An 18,736-nucleotide genomic window follows, 5' to 3' on the forward strand; every position below is an offset into this window, starting at 1 on the left:
GCATTTATCAGAAAAAACGCTTTTTTAAATTAAATTTCTAAATATTTCCTACAAAAATTGTCGATTTGATAGTCAAATGTGGGAATTTCCATTAAACTAAGACTAAATGATTATTTTGAAGGGTAAGGACAATGACGCAAACGACACGCAGAGAACAGCGTAAAAAAAATAAAAACACTATTAAACCACCAAAAATTGCTCGAAACAAAGGCAATCGCAATAAAGATAAAAAACATAAACTAACCAAAACTACCAAGCTTTCGTTCTCAGCAATAGCTGTAATTTTTATTGGCCTTTTAGCAGGCGGAATCTTCTTTTATAACAATTACTTTAATACTGTGCAAACTGCGATTGATGCTGGTCAATCACAAGCTAAAAAGATTCAGGAAAGCGACTTTAAACAACATTATCCAACAACGATTTTAGATAGCTCTGGTAATACAATTCAAGAATTAAAAACTCAGGAACGAGACTACATGACTTATGAAGAAATGGATCCACTCGTTTCCGAAGCTTTGATCTCAATCGAAGACCGACGATTTTATGAACATCATGGCGTCGATACACAAGGTCTTTTAACTGTCGGGATTAATGCTGCTATTGGACGCGGAGTGCGGGGGGCTTCTACGATTACCCAACAGTTGGTAAAGAATATTTATTTAACGCCTGAAGTATCAATTTCCCGTAAAGTCGAAGAAATGGTTATCGCCCAACAGTTAGAAAAGAAATTCTCTAAGCATAAAATTTTAGAATATTATTTAAACAATGTTTATTTCGGCCATGGTGCTTATGGAATTAACGCCGCTTCCAAAGTTTATTTTGATAAAAATATTAATGATACAACTCTTTTAGAAAAAGCCACTTTGATCGGTGTAACCAACAACCCATCGATTTATGATCCGGCGGAAGAACCAAAAGAATCATTGAAACGAGCTCGTTTAGTCTTAAAGCAAATGTATCGTGAAGGTTATATCACTCAAGACGAATATGACCAAGCACGAAAAGATAAACTAGAAGCTAGCGTCCACACCGAAGCTTTAAACAATGAAGTAAAAGATAATGAAATTGCTTTGGCGCTAGATTCTGCTACCAAAACCTTGATGGAGCAGCAAGATTTTCGCTTTCAATATCAATTTGATAGCACTGAAGAAGAAGCTCAGTATAAAGAAGAGTATCAAACTGCTTACAACAAAGTTTACCAACGAATTATCTCAGGTGGCTACGAAATTAAAACAAAAATCAATCAAGATTTACACAATCAATTGCAAGGAATTGTTTCTGATGTTTTAGCTGCTTGGCCAGAAATGGATGAAGAAACCAATCTCTATACTAAACAAGCCGCTATGACTGTGATTGATAATACCACAGGTGAAGTAGTTGCTAGTATTGGTGGTCGTGGCGAAGAAGGAAATTCTTATAATCGAGCGTTTCTATCTGATCGTCAGCCTGGTTCTGCCATTAAACCATTAGTTTCTTACGGTCCTGCTTATGAACGAGGTTTACTTGAAACAACGACGGTTTCAGATGATCGACCAAATAATACTTATCCCAATAATGTTTATCAGCGTTCATTAGGAGATTTAACTTTACGTAATGCCATGGCGATTTCATCTAACGTGGTAGCTTACAAGTTAGCGATTCAAAATCAAGAAGAAACTAACGAACCTGTTTATCAACAGCTAGCTCAGATGGAATTTGGTGGTTTAGATGTTGCTGATAATAATCCGATTATCGCAGTTGGTGGGATGACCTATGGTGCAACTACTCAAGAAATGGCTGGCGGAATTGCGACCTTAGTCAATCAAGGAAATTATCGGACACCGACAAATATTGAAACCATTAATCGGAAAGACAATGAACAAGAAATTTATAATAGCGCTAATATTGCTCAACGTAAAGTTTACAGCGATGATGCTGCTTACTTAACGATTGATTCGATGAAAGGTGTTCATCAAGAAGCCAATGGTACTGCGGCGGACACCACTCTAGCTTACAACAGTAATTGGGCAATCAAAACTGGGACAACTGATGACGCCAAAGATTTATGGACTGTCGGCGCTACACCTTACTATACAGTTGCGGTTTGGATTGGTGATGACACACCTGCCGCACAAAATAACGCAGTTGTCGGAAAAGCAACTAGAACTATTTTCCAACAAACAATGGACTTATTGAACAACGGCAAAGAAGATATTGATTTCACAATGCCTTCTTCAGTTACGTTACAAAATGGACAATTGGTCACCCGTTCTAGTCAAACAAAACAAGTATTAGCTGCTCGAAAAAGTGCTTTACAAGCTTCAACTGCCGCAATCGATACTGCCGCAAAAAAAGTCAGTAACCAAATCATTGCTGACAAATTAGATGCTGATTCAGTTAGTGAAGCCAATACATTTTCTAATACACTACTTTCTGAACAACTTGAAGCATTAAGCGATTATCAAATTTTAGTCACTGATACTGAAGACAATTGGTCGACATTTGACCGTTATGCGCAACAAATTTGGAAATCAATTCAACAGATTGAACCACGCGGTGGATCGTTATCTACCCTCTACACCAATATTTATAAGAGTAAAGAAGCCGAGTATCAGCAAGCAAAAAGTACTTTAAACGACAGTTTATCGGATATTGATGATGAAATTAAACAAGCTGAAGAAGATGATAAGACCTTAGATTCACAAATCAAGGATATTCAAGATGCCATCGACGAAGCTCGTGGAATTAGGCGTTCAACTAACTCATCCAGCAGTTCAGAAGAAAATTAAAAAACTGATGTCAGAGAAAATCCTCTGACATCAGTTTTTTTGATTTTTTTACTCGCTCTCTTCTACGCTAGTGCTGGAAGAGCTGCTTGAACTAGAGTTTGAGTCACTACCAGCTTTGCTGACGGAGATAGACTGCGACACACTCTGATAAGAAGAATATATTTTTTCTTTCGAGGATAAGCTTTCTTTTACCTTAGATAATTCTTCATTTCGCTCAGCAATTTTAGCCGCTTGTTCTTGCTGATAAGCTGCGGCTTCTGCCGCAATAGCTGTCTCACCTGCACTAATTTTTTGAGTTAGTTGTTGGTTGGCTTCACTTAAGCTATTTTTAACTGGCTCTAAATCTTTGATTAATTCATTTTTATATTGACCTTCTGGCAACAAGGCAATTGCTCTAACCGTATCAAGATAATCCGACAAATCCACTGTGTCTTGTTTAGACAGTTTTTTTATTTGATTAATTGCTGTTTGATAATTCTTAGATTGCTCTTTAGCAATCGACAAAATCATCAGCATATCCTTGCCCCATCCTGTTTCAGTGTTACTTCCATTGTTCACTTTTTGTTCCAATCGAACAATTTTACGATTGTTTTCAGGTTCTGATAAGACTGGTTCAGCAGATAAATCCATCCCTCTTAACACTTCGGTTTCAAAAAGTTGGTTGATCTCCCCTTGGGTATTAAAATTTTTCTTGGCTTGTTCAACCTGTTGAATGCTTTGTTTATTATTGTTTTGTGATTGGATATAGGTGATCACATCGTCAAAATCATTTTCTTCAGTACTGGCCTTAAAATAGCCTTCTTTTTCATCAATATATAAACTACCTAACTGTTTAGAAATAGCCTGATTGACTTCTTTGGCCTTTTCTTCAGTATGATCTCGGTAAATCATTAAACCCGCAAAAATTAACGCCCCAACGACTAACACACCTAAAAGGGACCATCCAATTAATTTCTTAGACAAATCTGGCACTCCTCTCTTTCCCAAAATAGTATACCATTTTTTGATTTAGGAAACAGCCTTCTTTCTTGTTATTTATTTAAAATTAGAAAATCAATTGGTCTAGATATTTATCAAACTTTTTTTCTGTGTAAAATAGTTTTTTCTGGTAGAATTCTTGTTGTTATATCAGAATGGGAGTTGTCAAAATGGAAAAACATCAAGAATTAGAACGCGGACTAAAAAATCGTCATGTCCAATTAATCTCGATTGGTGGAGCAATTGGTACAGGTCTTTTTTTAGGTTCTGGAAAAACGATTCAATTAACAGGTCCATCTATTTTACTAACTTATGCCATTACTGGTGGTGTAATTTTTCTGGTGATGCGAGCATTAGGTGAATTAATGCTAACTAACTTGAAGTATCATTCTTTTTTAGATTTTGTAGCAGAATATTTAGGTACGAAAGTCGCTTTTGTTACTGGTTGGACTTACTGGTTTTGTTGGATTTCGATTGCCATGGCAGATTTAACCGCAACTGGTTTATATGTCCGTTATTGGTTACCGAATATTCCACAATGGCTACCTGAAATGATTGCCTTGGTCATTTTACTTGGTTTAAATTTGGTTGCTGTCGGATTGTTTGGTGAGTTGGAATTTTGGTTTGCACTAATTAAAGTAGTCGCAATTATTGGTTTAATTATTGTTGGTGCATTTATGATTATTACCAGTTATAAAACAACAGCTGGTCATGTGACGGTAAGCAATTTGTGGAATCAGGGTGGTTTCTTTCCAAAAGGTGGCTCTGGATTTGTAAAATCATTTCAGATGGCAACCTTTGCCTTTGCTGGAGTGGAACTAGTTGGCTTGATTGGTGGTGAAACGAGTGATCCAGAAACGGTTTTACCTAAAGCGATCAACAATATTCCAGTTCGAATCATTTTATTTTATTTGGGCTCATTATTTATGATTATGTCAATTTATCCTTGGCATAGTTTATCGGCAGATCAAAGTCCTTTTGTTCAAGTATTCTCCGAGATCGGAATTGTAGCAGCCGCATCGATTGTTAATATTGTCGTTTTATCATCAGCTATGTCTGCTTGCAATAGTGCTATTTACAGTACCGGTAGAATGATTCGCTCTTTAGCACAAGAAGGCAGTGCACCAAAGCAGTTTAAACAATTAACTAGCCACCGTGTTCCAGGTAGAGCACTATTGTTTTCAACGGTTATTATTTTCTTTGCTGTCGTGTTAAATTTCTTTTTGCCTAGTCAAGTCTTCACCTTAATCAGCTCAGTAGCAACCATTTGTTTCTTATTTATTTGGGGAATTATTGTTTATACTCATATGATGTATCGCAAGAAAAATCCAGCGGCAGCTGCTCAGCATCACTTTAAATTACCTTTCTTTCCTTATTCGACTTATTTGATTTTTGCCTTTTTACTTTTCGTATTGGTTGCTTTAACATTGCAGACAGATACCTTAGAAGCTTTAATTTTTACTCCTTTGTGGTTTATTGTATTATTACTGATTTATCGCTTTAAATTCTCCAAGAGATAACTCTATATTCTTAAAAATTTTATTATAATTTGAACTCATCATTTAGAAAAAGTTATTTAAACTTAAAAACCACTAATCAAATTTGATTAGTGGTTTATTTTTTGAATAAATTTTTCTAAACGTCGAATGGCTTCCTTCAGTTCATCTAACGAATAAGCGTAAGACAAACGCAGGTAACCTTCTCCAGATTCTCCAAAAGCACTTCCAGGGACCACTGCTAGCTTTTCTTCCTCCAGTAAACGGATTGCAAAATCTTCGCTACTCAAACCAAATTGACTAATTTGAGGAAATAAATAAAATGCACCTTCAGCTTTATAGCAAGGCAAACCCATATTAGTTAAGGCGTGATGCAAATAATTACGCCGTTCTTCATAAGATAACCGCATGTTTTCAACTGTGTCATGCCAATCCTTTAAACCTTCTAAGGCTGCATACTGACTAGCAGTAGGTGCTGCCATAATCGTATATTGATGAACTTTTAACATCTCTTGGATGAATATTTCAGGCCCAGCGACAAAACCTAAACGCCAACCAGTCATAGCAAAAGCTTTTGAAAAGCCATTAATGACAATTGTACGCTCCCTCATCCCCGGTAGACTAGCAATGCTAACAAAACTACCATCATAGATTAATTCTGCATAAATCTCATCCGAAACTACTAATAAATCATGTTTCTTCACTACATCAGCAATTTTAATTAACGCCTCTTTAGGCATAATTGCACCTGTTGGATTATTGGGATAAGACAACATCAAAATTTTACTTTTAGGTGTAATGGCCGCTTCCAATTCCTCAGCAGTCAACTGAAACTGATTCTCCATCTGTAAATCAATCGTAACTGCTTTCCCACCAACAAGTTCAGTAATCGGTTTGTAGCAAACAAAACTTGGTTCCGGAATAATCACTTCATCTCCTGGATCCAAAAATACGCGAAAAGCCAGATCAATCGCTTCGCTACCTCCCACAGTCACAATAATTTCTGATTCTGGTTGATAGTTTACTCCCACTCTTTCATTTAAATAATCATTAATTCTCTTGCGTAACGGTAGTAAACCTGCATTTGCAGTATAAAAAGTTCGACCTTCCCGCAACGAATTAATGGCCACTTCAGTCATTTGACGCGGCGTATCAAAATCTGGTTCCCCCACGCCTAAAGAAATCGCATCCGGTTGTTCTGAAACAATATCAAAAAACTTACGAATGCCTGAAGGCTTGATATTGGTCATTCGTTTCGCTAAAAAATCTCTCATGGACTCACCCGCATTCGTGGATCGTTGTCGTTTCCTGTTAAATCAATACCCCATTCTTTATATTTATCTAACAAGAAATGTGTCCGTGTCCCAGAAACTTCGGGAATGGAGGCTAAGTTCGTTGAAATGAAACGAGAAATATCCTTTATATTTCGTCCTTGCAATAACACGATAAAATCAAAACCACCACTTATAAAAAACAGTGATTCAACTTCTTGATAACTTTTAATTTGCTGGGCGACTTTGCGATAACCATCCTCACCGGTAGGTACCATTGAGACCTCCACTAATGCTTCGATCCAATCATCCTCTACTTTATCCCAATTAACTAAAGCTCGATAACCAGCAATAATCTTATTCTCTTCTAACCGCTTCAATTCAGCCGCAACTATGGGCTCTTCTAAGCCCAACATAATTGCTACTTCTGCAACATTTAAGCGACAATCTTTTTCAATAATTTTTAGTAATTGACGTTGTTTTGCTTTCTCCATTGAAAAACCTTCTCTCATCATAAACTCATAAAATTAATCACTTGTTTATTATTTATGAAATACTTCCCAGTGTCAAATTTTTCTCAAAAATTAGTTGTTTTACCGAAAATAATCTATTCAATTACATCAATTCATAGTACAATTGATTTAAATCGGTCATAGAAGGAGTCATTCATGGAAACAGTCGTTGAACTATTTATTGAAAAACAAAAAAAACGTTTAGCTGAAGGTAAAATTCAGCAAGAAGAATATGAAGCCTTTTTAGATGGGGTAAATGATGCTTTATCCTTTTTGGAAATGCATTATGAAAATGGTTCAGAAACCGTTGAAAAGTCTGATAAAAAACCCCGTACTTTTAATGAAATCGAAGAGAGATATCAAAAAATGCGTGAAGTTGCAATGTATAAAAACAGCTTTTTACGCGTTTCAGATATTGCAAGGCACACTGGTCAAATGACTGATGATTTGAAAAAAATCTCTAAAACTATTTCAAATGAACTATAAAATAACCGCCAAGAGTAATTTAAAGAATTACTCTTGGCGGTTTTCTTTAGCCTTTAATCAATATTTCATTGTAAAATGCTTGCCCAACTTCTTTTAATTGATCTTTCTTTTGAAAGCTGCCAGCAAACCATGGCGGCATCGGTTCTGCAATATTGCCATAGACGGCAATTAATGTTTGAATAAAAAGCTCACTGTCTAATTTTTTGATGGCTTTTTGCAACTGACGCATTGGCTCAAGTAAATCAGACTGGCGACCTTCCGCTTTATATTTACGATAAATTTTTTGTCCTTCTTTTTGTGCTAAAGCAAACAATGGCTGCTCACCACTTAAAGTTTGAAGGGATTCCTGTTTATAACGATCAGCTTGCTGCTGCCACTGCAATAATTCTTTATAGACAATTTCAATCTTTTTATCAGCAACTGTTGCTAAAGCTGCATAAAAATCAATTGGTAATTTCTCTACTCGTCGCTCTCGTTTAATCCAAGTAGCTAAAGTTGATTGGGGAATGCCCGCAATTTGACCAAATTGTTCGACGGTAATTCCTAAATCACGACGAATATACATTTTTATTGGGTGTTCTACTTGCTTGGGTCGAAACATTTATTCACCTTATTTCTTTTGCGATATTTTTATTTTATTATAGCACATAAAAAAAGGAGCGTAAAAATTACGCTCCCCGATTTTTTCTTTTTGGTGGAAATTTTCCTCTCTGTGCTAATTTTTGACTCATTCGATCTAAATTTCGGAGTTCATTTTCGATTTTATGTTGCTCTTTAGGATTCATTTCATTGGCTAACTGCTTTTTACGCTCAGCAATATCAACTTGCAAACGTTGTTGCCATTCGTTGATGACTGCTTGAAATTTTTCAGGATCATTTTGTGTGCTACTATCCTTTAGCGAATCCCGCAGAAAACGACCATACCGTTGTATATTGTTCCCAACTATTTCCTTACGATTTTGATAATATTGATTTTGCTCGTCTTGATCTAAAGTATCGACAAAATTATTTTCTTCTCGATCAATCATATTTTGTAGAAAAGCCATAATTGGCATGATTAGATAAACAATCAATGCTGTTCTTACAAAAAACCAGCTAAAAATCAGCAAACAAACCAATACAATAATGGTAAACATATCTTGACGGTCTAGCTCTTGTTTGCGCCGCGTCCGTTGTTGCCCATTTAATATTTGTAATTCCAAACTAGCATTCAAGCGTCGCGAAATCAACGTGACAATAAAGGTCAGAACACCGTAAATAATAATTGTTTGACGAGTCGTATCTTCAATTAATAATCGAGTAGCAGAAGGTACTAATGATAAGGTAAATAGCATCATTAAATAAACTACCAAGGTTCGATTTTTTACTTCAGTAATCCGATTAAAGCTATAAGCACCTTGAAACCAAATATTCGCCACAAAACAAAAACTAATAAAGTATATCCCAATCGCTCTCAGCAATTCAGTTATATTCACTGCACCATTAGCAAAATATTTAACCGGCAGCTCTAAAACCATAATGGTTAGAATAATCGCAATGATCGCATCGCCAAAAACAACAACTCTTTCTTTCATCTTTCCACTTCCTCTTTTGAATTCTCTTTTATTGTACTGGAAAATTCGCAAAAGACTAAATGAAACGATGACGGTAGATACGGCTGGGATTTTGTGTCTCTTCTGGTTGTGCCAAAGTGTAAAATTCCCACTGGTATTTTTCATAAAATACTTGATGGTCAGTCAGTAAATACAACGTTTCAATCCCCTGATTTTTCATATCCTGACAAACAAAATCTAACATTTCACCAGCAATCCCTTGGTTACGATACTCCTCTTCAACATACAAGCTACAAATATTTGGCGTCAAATCTTGACGGTTGTGGAAATCATTTTCAATCACACCAATACCGGCGATCATTTTATTTTTCGAAAACATACCATACCATTGAGGGACTGCTGTTTTACCACTGATACTTGTCTCGATACTTTCAAAATAAGCTTCTAACGGCACACCCCATTTATGATGAAACCAATTGGCAGCTAATTCTTTTAATTCAGGCTGGTCTTTTATTTTTATGATTTCTCGCATTTTTGCTCCTTTAAATTTCTTCACTCCATTTAAGATACGTCACCAGTTCCACATATTGGATTTGTTCCAGCAAAATTGTTTGAAAATGATCTATCTCTTCAACCAAGTAAATGGTTTGTTGATCAATTCCAGCGATCACACCAATTAGATCAGCTTCTGGTTGGCCCTCAGAGTTTAAAAAAGCCAATTGTAATCGAACTTTTTGCTGATCCGTATAAGCTTGATTTAATATTTTACCGATTGCTTCGTCACTCATTATTTCTCGTCGCTGCCATATTTCATGACGATCTTTTTCTTCTTTATTCATCTCAGCCGTATGCTCGCTTAGATAAAAACCGAGCCACTTCGCCATTTTACGATCATCATAATTGCGAACATAGGGGTCTGGATGATATGACATGAACGCTTCTCCCATCTTTGTCACCTCGTTAAAAATAAATTACGAACTTACGTTCTCATTATAACTTATTTTTAAAAACATCGCCAACAAAAATCACCATCGGTAAATAGTTAAAGAAAAAGCTAACTCGTTGCCACAATCCTACCAAATGGAAAAACGGTACATTTAGTTGCGCCAAACCATAAATTGCACCAAATAAAAGACTGATAACAAAGAGTAGCTGATATTTCCTAACTTTTTTTAGTTCTCCTTGTTTTTGATAAAGTAATATCAAAATTAATGGGAATAGAAAAAATCCTGCATAGCCGATACCCGAGCCAATATTATGAATCCAAGTAGATAGGTTCCATGTTGCTGCTTCTTCATTAATACTAAAAAGCCCTGTAAAAATGCAGTCACCAATTCCATACAACGCAATTGACAAGGCTAACAGGCTCGCCAAACCAACCGAAGTCTTGCGAAAATAATGAAAGACAGCTGGGACTGCCAAAACAAATAAAATACCCGAAATCACTGACCAAATTAAAAAAGGAGTACGCACTGGACTACTGACATCGCCAAAAGCGCTCATTACATCTTTCATTTGATGGATATTTGGTGCAAATAATCCCAATCCATAAGGTGTCAAAAAATCACTGATCACTGCTAACAATAAAAATATCATACCTTTTCTCACACATTTCCCTCCAATTAAAAAAAACGAAGGTCTCCCCTTCGTTTAATTTATTTTTTTAGCTTAACGATCAATAAACCAACAATAAAACCGACAAAGGCTGGAACAACCCAACCCATTCCCAAATTAAATAATGGTAAATATTGCTTAGCAAAGTTCAATAATGTCTGAACCCAAGATAAGTTGACGATCACACTCGGACTAGCAGCTAAACCATCTAATATCGCCGCAATTAGTGTAAAAATAGTCGTCATTTGATAAACAATCGGACGATTTTTAAATAACGGACCGATAATTGCTAATAAAATTAAAGTCATCGCTAAGGGATAAACAAACATCAAGACTGGCAACGAAATTTCAATAATCTTTGTTAAACCAATATTGGCAAATAAACAAGGTAAAACACTAGCAAAAACAATAAAGAATTGATAACTTCTTTTTGGAAAGATTTCAACAAAAGTTTCGGAAAAAGCCGTCACTAAACCGATTGCTGTTTTTAAACAAGCGGAAATAACAATTAATGCTAACAAAATACTACCAATTGTACCTAAATAATGATTGGCAATTTGGGCTAGAGCAATTCCTCCATTTTCACTAATCGGAAATTTTCCCAAACTCATCGCACCTAAATAAGCTAATAAAGTATAGATAATTCCCATTAATATCACACTAATCGTCCCTGCTTTAATTGTATCTTTGGCAATTTGGCTAGGTTTCTCAATACCCATTGAACGAATCGTGGTAACAATAATAATTCCAAAGGCTAATGATGCCAATGCATCTAAGGTATTGTACCCTTCAATAAAACCTTTTAAAAAAGTTGCGGATTGATAATCTGGCTGTACTGGTGCCGTAGCAATCGGTCCTAATGGTCGTGTAAATCCTAAAAACAATAAAAATCCCAGTAAAATTAAAAAAATTGGATTAAGAAACTTACCAACATAATCTAAAATTTTGGTAGGTTTTCGGGAAAAGAACCAAGTGGCCACGAAAAATAAAATACTAAAAATAGCTAACGCAATTTTTGAATGTTCTCCTGAAGTAAAAGGTGCGATACCAATCTCAAAGGAAGTCGTTGCCAAACGGGGTAAAGCAAAAAATGGACCAATCACTAAATAAATTAAGATGGTGAAAATAATTGCATATTTGCGATTAATACGTGAAGCTAAATCTAATAGCCCCTCACTTTGAGATGCTCCAATAGCGATAATTCCTAAAAAAGGTAGACCGATGCCAGTAACTAAGAAACCTAAATTTGCTAAAAAAACTTTACTGCCAGCTAATTGACCCATGTTCACAGGGAAAATCAAATTCCCAGCACCAAAAAACAAACCAAATAACATTGAACCAATAAATAAATAATGCTTAAGTGATAATTTTTTCTCCATAAAATATCTCCTACTATTTGAAAAATATCTGAAACTATTCTCCATTGTAGCTGAATCATCGATTTTTTTCACTTCATAAGGTAAATTTAGGCAAAAAAAAATGAAGGTCATAATGACCTTCACTTAAAAGTTTAAATTAAGCTTTAACAATGTTAGTTGCTTGAGGGCCACGTTGACCATCTTCAACATCGTAAGTTACTGCTTGACCTTCGTCTAAAGTTTTGAAACCGTCACCTTGGATAGCTGAAAAATGAGCGAATACGTCATTTCCATCTTCACCAGTGATAAATCCAAAGCCTTTGTCAGGGTTAAACCATTTTACTGTACCGTTATTCATATTGTAGTACCTCCAAATACACATCTAATGTGCTTATTTGCAATACATTGAGAAGTGTAAAAAGAAGTCGAAACTTGCTAAATTAAAAAACACATCAAAACTATTACTTTCATACCATAACACGCCTGTTATCCAATAGCAACATAATTATTATAAAAAGAGCATTTTCGCGCTATTTTATTAAGTTTCCAATAATTTTATGAAAAATTTCAAGTAATCTCAGATTTATTGACTACTTAAAAAAATTGTATACTCACAATTTTTCACTTGGGAATCAACCTTTAATTGAATTGCGCTATCAGGAATTGTCTGACTTTTTTTTGGCATCATCAAATCCCAACCCCAAAAAAAGATTACCGTAATACCAATGATTACCAACAAACGATGGCTTTTTTTCATAATTCCCTCCTATTTCCGATAAGATGCAATAACTTGATTCAATTGCTGCATAGTGGTCATCAAATCTTGATATCGCGCAATCAAATGTTGCTGCGCTTCTTCTAATAACTCCTTTTGCCAATCATCTGTAAAAGGGCCTAAACGATATAAAAAGTTATAATCCAATAAAACTTCTAGCGGTACCTCATTCGCCAATAATTGTTTCATTAAATGAATCCATTTAATGTCCTTCGAACTATAATTTCGGCTACCATCTGGATTTCGTTTGATTGTTCCTGTCAAACCAATTCGTTCATAATGTCTTAACAGGCTAGGGCTTAATTGAGTCTCTTGTGCTGCTTCAGAAATTTTCATCCCTTAGCCTCCTTTATTATTCCACTTGATATCTTAACCATAACGCATCATCTGCTAACACTTTGCTTTCTATTAATTTAAAATCAGCAAATTTCTTTCCATCAGCCTGACCTCCGATAGCATTAAAAAGTGAAGGCGTATCTGGATTTCCATCAGCAACTGGGGCTAAAACAAGACTTAATTCATCGCAAACACCCGCTTGAATAAATGACCAATTAATTACACCACCACCACCTAACATAATGCTGTCTAATTGAAAATACGTTTGTAACTTATCAATCGTCACTTGCGGATCAATCGTTTCTTTTCCAGCAATGATATACGGAATATCTAGTTCTCGTAAAAAAGCTTTGTATTGTTCGCTAACCCTTTCTGTTAATACTTCGATGACTGTTGCGACCGTTTCTCGATAACTAATTGTATTTTTTTCCCAACCTAATTTGCCTGAAGGATCCAAAGAGATGTAATACATTTCTGCCCCAACTTGGCTAATAAAATCACCTGCGGGGACAGGTTGATAATTTGCCGATAAAGCTGGTTCTTTATAAAAAGTAAAGTTGTCGTCTGACGTAACTCGACCAGAAAGCCAGCCTTGGTTTTTGTAATAAGGATCTTTCCCGAAGGCAATATTGTAGAATTGAAGACTAGCAGATTTGGCTTTTTCACTCTTAAAAAAATCGCCGGTAATTTTTCCATCTAATGATGTTAACATGTGGCAAAAGATAAATGGTCGTGTCATGATTATTCCTCCTAAATATGATTTTTCTCATTTCTATGTTTAGATTCTACAACTTAAAGTCGACTTTAAGGCAATCCATTAGTTTCATTCCTTAATTAAATTTTAATCAAACCGTTTTTTTGAAAATTTTTAACAAATAAAAGAAAACGTGCTTTCTTATAGGACTTTTCTAATTTCCAAGTTTTTCTACGACTTTAGTCCTATTTTCTTTTACAAAAGTTTCGCCATACTACCTTTCAAAGGAGGTGAAAACAAATGGAACAGATTTTAGCCATCGCTGTGATTGCATTTATTTTGTATTTTGCAATCCGCATGGGATCCTTGCTGTGGCGCGTTGCTGGCGTATTAATCGTCCTTTATTTAGTCGTCAACTACCATGAAGTTGCTTTAAATCAGTTGGAAAATTTTGTGGTAAATCCCGATTTCGCTGTATTGTGGGATAAAATCTCGCTCGCTGCTTCAGGGATTTGGACACAAGTGACCGGACTGTTTCAAGGGGTTAGCGCTTAGTCACTAGGAGTAGAAAAATATTGTTAGGAATTGTGCCACTAAAGATAAGCTGTTGAGTATTTCGGCTGAATTTATTTTTAGTGGCTTTTTGCTTGCCTTAATGTCCAGTTTAAGTGTTAGGCTTGTTTTAACAAATACAGAAAGAAGGATCTAATATGTTAAAAGAAACGTACACTCTTTCCAATGAAGTAAAAATTCCAAAAATTGGTTTTGGTACTTGGATGATTCCTGACGAAAAAGCTGAAAAAGCAGTGATTGAAGCAATCGAAGTTGGTTATCGTCATATCGATACAGCCCAAGCTTATGAAAATGAAGTTGGAGTAGGCGCTGGCATTCGTCATTCTGGGATTCCTAGAGAAGAACTTTTCTTAACGACGAAATTGGCAGCAGAAATTAAAAATTATGACGGTGCAGTTGCCGCAATCGAAGAATCTTTGAACAAATTAGCTATTGGTTATATCGATTTAATGATTATCCATTCTCCTAAGCCTTGGGCAAATTTCCAAGAGGAGGCTAATCATTATTTTGATGGCAACTTGGCTGCTTGGAAGGCCTTAGAAGAAGCATATGAAGTAGGGAAAATTAAAGCAATTGGTGTTTCAAATTTTGAACAAATTGATTTAGAAAATATCATCAACAATGGAAAAATTAAACCGATGGTTGATCAAGTCTTGGCTCATATCGGTCATACACCTGTTGCATTAATCGATTTTGCTCAAAAAAATGATATTTTGGTAGAAGCATACTCGCCCATTGCCCATGGTGAAATGATGAGTAATCCCGAAATCACGGCTTTAGCGGAAAAATATCAAGTATCAATTCCTCAATTAGCAGTACGATACTTGTTGCAACTTGATTTATTGCCATTACCAAAAACAGAAAAAATTGCTCACATGAAAAACAATGCCGATGTTGATTTTGAAATTTCAGCTGAAGATATGGCGACTTTAAAGAATATCGGTAAAATTGATTATGGTTCTAGCACTGACATTCCTGTATTCCGTCGGGCAACTGATAAATAATCGTTAGGTTGTCTCTCCCTTCTTTTCTTGATACTATTATAAAAAAAGGAGCGTTAGATGACGAACACAAAAATATTCGAGATGTCCTTTGCGACAGTTTATCCTTTGTATGTTAAAAAAGCAGAAAGAAAAGGTCGTACTAAAACAGAAGTCGATCAAATTATTTGTTGGTTGACTGGTTTTACGCAACAACAATTAATGGCGCAACTTCAAGCTGAACATTCTTTCAGAGAGTTTTTCGCAGTAGCTCCGGAAATAAATCCAGACACGAAACTGATTAAAGGTGTGGTTTGTGGTGTGCGAGTGGAAGAAATTGAAGATCCTTTGATGCAAAAAATTCGCTATTTAGATAAATTGATTGATGAATTAGCAAAAGGCAAAACTATGGAAAAAATCTTACGAAAATAAAAAAACAGCCAAGAACGATTTTTGTCGTCTCTTGGCTGTTTTACTATCTAACTATTCTCTATTTTTTTTATCACCTTGCATGGTGAGCCGTAAGCTAAAACATTCTCTGGTACATCCTTTGTTACTAAACTACCAGCACCTATCACCGAATGGTCGCCAATTGTCACTCCTGGAAAAACAATTACATTGGCCCCTAACCAAACATTCTTACCAATCGTGACTGGTAAATTATATTGAGCATTTTTTAAACGTAGCTCTGGATTTAGAGGATGAGTTCCGGCAATCAAGGTTACATTGGGACCAATCATTGTATCGTCTCCAATAATAATTTTAGTGTCATCAACTAAAGTCAAATTAAAGTTACTATAGACTCTTTCACCAATAAAAGTATTTTTTCCCCAATTAGCATGAATTGGCTGCATTAAAGTCGTATCATTTCCTACACTGCCAAAGATTTTTTGTAATAAAGCTATTTTTTCGGTTTTTTTACTAGGCAGTAATTGATTGTATTGAAAGATCCAGTCGGTATATTGAACCTGTTCTTGATAAATTTCGGCATTTTCATAGTAGATTTCGCCACTATCCATGCGCCGTTTGATTTCTGCTGTATCCAAATAAAAACTCCTTTAGCTAAAACGGAAACTTTCACGTTCGATTAATTTTGAAGGAAAAGTTAGTACAACATTTTCGCTTCTTTCTTGATTAATTTTTTCTTTGGCCAAACGAACGGCAGCTTTTCCGATTTCTCGACTATTAATATTGACGGTTGTCAGATTAGGTGTTAAATATTCAGCGATTTCAATATTGTCAAAACTAACAATGACGATATCTTCACCGATTTTTTTCCCAGCTGACTGCAAGCTACGGTAGACACCCACTGATAGTGGATCACTTCCAACTAAAATTGCAGTCGGAAGATTCTCGCCATTTTCTGATAATAGCTCATCCATCATTCGTTTACCTTCCAAAGGTTCCCATAATCCTAATTTGTAATCAATATTTTGCTTTAACCCTTGTTCGTACATAAACTGTTTATACACCCGTAATCTTTTTTCATTTTCGTTATATTCTTTTTCCCCAAATTCATTCATATCAATATTGTAACCGCCGATATAAGCAATTTTTTTATGACCTGCGGCAATTAATAGTGATAAAATTTTTTGTGTCATTCGTTCAAAGTCAGCATAAACTAAATCCACATCGGCTTGAATGTCAGGATTATCCACCACGACAATATTTTTATTTTGTGACATTAACTTTTGAATTGATTTTTCTTGGACCGAACCAATAATAATAATGCCACCTAAATGATCAAAGTCTTTCCATTCTTGCGGGTCGTCCTCAGCTAAATAATAAGTTCGATTCATACCTAAGTGTAGTCGACGCGCTTCTTCTTTGATTCCTGCCCGTAATTGACTGAAATAAGGGTCATCTAGTTCTTTTTTTCGATCAATAGTGGAAATTAAACCGAGAGATGGCAACTTTTTCTTTTCATATTTACGTTTACTAATATCGTAATTTAAATCTTTCACTGCGGATAAAATCCGAGTCTTCGTCTCATCAGAAATTGATAATGTTTGATCTTGATTTAAAAAACGAGATACTGTACCGGGACTAACATTTGCCTTTCGAGCAACATCACGGATACCAACCATTTTTTCCACCTCACCTGTTTGATAACTAAATTTTACCACAGATGATCGCAAAGTTATTTAGACTTCACGGTTTTAGTTAGTTGGTTTTTTTGAAAAAAACCCATATCTCTCACGATAAAAGCAATCAATATCCCAATAATAATGACAAACAACGCGATAAATGGAGCAAAAATACTTTCTGATCCAGTAACCTTTTGTAAAATACTCAAACCAAATGGTGCTAAGAAATTTCCTAAGTTACAACCGATTAAAATAATCGAAGTGGCAATATTCATTTTGCTAGCAGGAGCATAACTGTTTAATGAGTTATAAATAAATGGAAAAATCAAACTTCCAGGAATCCCACTAATAAAGTACCCAACTAATAATAGAGCAAAATTACCATTGGATAAGCCAATTAATAAAGTCGCAATTGCTAATAAAATCAAGCCTAAATGCAGACACTTTTCTCCTAAAATTTGATTGATGCGCCCGAAAAATGTACCGGTAACAATCCCAATAATCGGCATCACCGCTAAAAAGTTAGAGGCATTGTAGTCCTCTCCTCGCATCGAAGTCACCATTGCTGGAAAACGAACGCCAATTGCAATAAAGGTCATCACTAAAAATAAAGCAAACAGCGCTAATAAAAAGACTGGTAATTGAATTTTTTCGTGAGATTGTCCTTGATCACTACTTTTTTCATGATCTTTTTCATCAATTTCTGGAACAAACATGGTGAATAAAATAAAGATTGGAAAAGCAATCGCATAAACACCGAAAGAAAATTTCCAACTGACACTTAGCAAAATACCTGCAGCAATCGTCATAACCGCACTCCCGATGTTTTCAGCTGCGCCTCTAAATCCTAGCAAAGTCGCCCGACGATTCACTTCATCTCGATACAACAAATTAATAATTGAAACCGCTAAAGAATTAAACAAACCAAATCCTGCACCTAAAATGAAGCGACTAACGATAATCATAGGGTAACTGGTTAGAAAAATTGGTGCAATCCCGCCGAATCCCACAAAAAGCAAACCAATTTGAACAGTCTTTTTAATCCCGATTTTTTTAGCAATTAGATTAGAAAGGATTACAAAAATTACAACCGCCAAGGCTGGCACAGTTGCCACCAGCTCTCCTTGAGTAGTTGTCATATTTAAACTATTGCGCATTTGTGGTAAAGCACCGTTAATGGCAGTTGCACTCGTCAATAAAATCGAAAGGGACAAAATCGCTGCTTGAGTAATAACCGAATTTCGTTTTTCCATTT

At 35.6% G+C, this 18,736-nt stretch carries 22 protein-coding genes; 6 read left to right on the top strand and 16 right to left on the bottom strand.

Translation table 11 applies throughout. From position 1 onward, the window contains the following. The first annotated feature begins 131 nt into the window (after positions 1-131). Positions 132-2,768 carry a transglycosylase domain-containing protein gene (locus KUA55_RS09395; protein ID WP_218325938.1) on the top strand — a complete coding sequence of 879 codons (2,637 nt, stop codon included), beginning with the start codon at positions 132-134 and terminating at the stop codon, positions 2,766-2,768. Positions 2,769-2,816: 48 nt separating this feature from the next. On the opposite strand, the gene KUA55_RS09400 is transcribed toward KUA55_RS09395, so the two are convergent. Then, positions 2,817-3,731: a hypothetical protein gene (locus tag KUA55_RS09400; protein ID WP_218325939.1), complete on the bottom strand. Its 915-nt coding sequence runs from the start codon at positions 3,729-3,731 to the stop codon at positions 2,817-2,819. A 185-nt stretch (positions 3,732-3,916) separates the two neighbouring features. Here KUA55_RS09400 and KUA55_RS09405 point away from each other — a divergent pair, with 185 nt between their 5' ends. Then, positions 3,917-5,266, top strand: a complete 1,350-nt coding sequence (locus KUA55_RS09405; RefSeq protein ID WP_218325940.1) for an amino acid permease — start codon at positions 3,917-3,919, stop codon at positions 5,264-5,266. 86 nt (positions 5,267-5,352) lie between these two features. Here KUA55_RS09405 and KUA55_RS09410 read toward each other — a convergent pair whose 3' ends face one another. Then, on the bottom strand, positions 5,353-6,516 hold the full coding sequence (locus tag KUA55_RS09410) for an aminotransferase class I/II-fold pyridoxal phosphate-dependent enzyme (RefSeq protein ID WP_218325941.1): 1,164 nt from the start codon (positions 6,514-6,516) through the stop codon (positions 5,353-5,355). Then, positions 6,513-7,007, bottom strand: a complete 495-nt coding sequence (locus KUA55_RS09415; protein ID WP_218325942.1) for an Lrp/AsnC family transcriptional regulator — start codon at positions 7,005-7,007, stop codon at positions 6,513-6,515. The genes KUA55_RS09410 and KUA55_RS09415 overlap by 4 nt, the downstream gene beginning before the upstream one ends. Before the next feature lie 174 nt (positions 7,008-7,181). Between KUA55_RS09415 and KUA55_RS09420 the strand changes: the two genes are divergently transcribed. Then, positions 7,182-7,511 (top strand): hypothetical protein, encoded by a 330-nt coding sequence (locus KUA55_RS09420; RefSeq protein WP_218325943.1) that lies wholly within the window; start codon positions 7,182-7,184, stop codon positions 7,509-7,511. Between the two features lie 46 nt (positions 7,512-7,557). On the opposite strand, the gene KUA55_RS09425 is transcribed toward KUA55_RS09420, so the two are convergent. The 10 genes from KUA55_RS09425 to KUA55_RS09470 form a co-directional block, all read right to left on the bottom strand. Beyond that, a complete protein-coding gene (locus tag KUA55_RS09425; RefSeq protein ID WP_218325944.1) occupies positions 7,558-8,112 on the bottom strand; it encodes a hypothetical protein in 555 nt (184 codons plus the stop codon). Positions 8,113-8,179: 67 nt separating this feature from the next. Next, positions 8,180-9,085, bottom strand: coding sequence for a TMEM175 family protein (locus tag KUA55_RS09430; RefSeq protein WP_218325945.1), 906 nt, complete (start codon positions 9,083-9,085; stop codon positions 8,180-8,182). A 55-nt stretch (positions 9,086-9,140) separates the two neighbouring features. Then, the gene (locus tag KUA55_RS09435; RefSeq protein ID WP_218325946.1) at positions 9,141-9,596 is read right to left on the bottom strand and encodes a GNAT family N-acetyltransferase; all 456 of its coding nucleotides are present in this window, start codon (positions 9,594-9,596) and stop codon (positions 9,141-9,143) included. Between the two features lie 10 nt (positions 9,597-9,606). Further along, a complete protein-coding gene (locus KUA55_RS09440; protein WP_218325947.1) occupies positions 9,607-9,996 on the bottom strand; it encodes a hypothetical protein in 390 nt (129 codons plus the stop codon). 58 nt (positions 9,997-10,054) lie between these two features. After that, positions 10,055-10,660: a DUF998 domain-containing protein gene (locus KUA55_RS09445; protein ID WP_218326168.1), complete on the bottom strand. Its 606-nt coding sequence runs from the start codon at positions 10,658-10,660 to the stop codon at positions 10,055-10,057. A gap of 59 nt (positions 10,661-10,719) precedes the next feature. Continuing rightward, entirely contained in the window at positions 10,720-12,057 is a 1,338-nt protein-coding gene (gene brnQ / locus KUA55_RS09450; RefSeq protein WP_218325948.1) for a branched-chain amino acid transport system II carrier protein, read from the bottom strand. Between the two features lie 136 nt (positions 12,058-12,193). Continuing rightward, positions 12,194-12,394, bottom strand: coding sequence for a cold-shock protein (locus tag KUA55_RS09455; protein WP_218325949.1), 201 nt, complete (start codon positions 12,392-12,394; stop codon positions 12,194-12,196). Between the two features lie 225 nt (positions 12,395-12,619). Beyond that, a complete protein-coding gene (locus KUA55_RS09460; RefSeq protein WP_218325950.1) occupies positions 12,620-12,793 on the bottom strand; it encodes a hypothetical protein in 174 nt (57 codons plus the stop codon). A gap of 9 nt (positions 12,794-12,802) precedes the next feature. Continuing rightward, the gene (locus tag KUA55_RS09465) at positions 12,803-13,147 is read right to left on the bottom strand and encodes a MerR family transcriptional regulator (RefSeq protein WP_218325951.1); all 345 of its coding nucleotides are present in this window, start codon (positions 13,145-13,147) and stop codon (positions 12,803-12,805) included. A 16-nt stretch (positions 13,148-13,163) separates the two neighbouring features. Next, positions 13,164-13,886, bottom strand: coding sequence for a dihydrofolate reductase family protein (locus KUA55_RS09470; RefSeq protein ID WP_218325952.1), 723 nt, complete (start codon positions 13,884-13,886; stop codon positions 13,164-13,166). A 255-nt stretch (positions 13,887-14,141) separates the two neighbouring features. On the opposite strand from KUA55_RS09470, the gene KUA55_RS09475 reads away from it, so the two are divergent. From KUA55_RS09475 to KUA55_RS09485, 3 genes are all read left to right on the top strand, one after another. Continuing rightward, on the top strand, positions 14,142-14,396 hold the full coding sequence (locus KUA55_RS09475; protein WP_218325953.1) for a hypothetical protein: 255 nt from the start codon (positions 14,142-14,144) through the stop codon (positions 14,394-14,396). Positions 14,397-14,551: 155 nt separating this feature from the next. Beyond that, positions 14,552-15,418, top strand: a complete 867-nt coding sequence (locus tag KUA55_RS09480) for an aldo/keto reductase (RefSeq protein WP_218325954.1) — start codon at positions 14,552-14,554, stop codon at positions 15,416-15,418. 57 nt (positions 15,419-15,475) lie between these two features. Further along, positions 15,476-15,826: a DUF2200 domain-containing protein gene (locus tag KUA55_RS09485; protein ID WP_218325955.1), complete on the top strand. Its 351-nt coding sequence runs from the start codon at positions 15,476-15,478 to the stop codon at positions 15,824-15,826. 47 nt (positions 15,827-15,873) lie between these two features. Here the strand turns inward: KUA55_RS09485 and KUA55_RS09490 are convergent, their stop codons facing one another. The 3 genes from KUA55_RS09490 to KUA55_RS09500 are packed head-to-tail and all read right to left on the bottom strand — an operon-like array spanning position 15,874 to position 18,734. Further along, positions 15,874-16,440 carry a sugar O-acetyltransferase gene (locus KUA55_RS09490; RefSeq protein ID WP_246601454.1) on the bottom strand — a complete coding sequence of 189 codons (567 nt, stop codon included), beginning with the start codon at positions 16,438-16,440 and terminating at the stop codon, positions 15,874-15,876. Positions 16,441-16,452: 12 nt separating this feature from the next. Continuing rightward, on the bottom strand, positions 16,453-17,481 hold the full coding sequence (locus KUA55_RS09495; RefSeq protein ID WP_218325956.1) for a LacI family DNA-binding transcriptional regulator: 1,029 nt from the start codon (positions 17,479-17,481) through the stop codon (positions 16,453-16,455). A 53-nt stretch (positions 17,482-17,534) separates the two neighbouring features. Next, complete coding sequence (locus KUA55_RS09500) at positions 17,535-18,734, bottom strand: MFS transporter (protein ID WP_218325957.1); 1,200 nt, start codon at positions 18,732-18,734, stop codon at positions 17,535-17,537. Positions 18,735-18,736: the final 2 nt, after the last annotated feature.

The organism is Enterococcus alishanensis (assembly GCF_019218635.1).
GTDB lineage: Bacteria > Bacillota > Bacilli > Lactobacillales > Enterococcaceae > Enterococcus_A > Enterococcus_A alishanensis.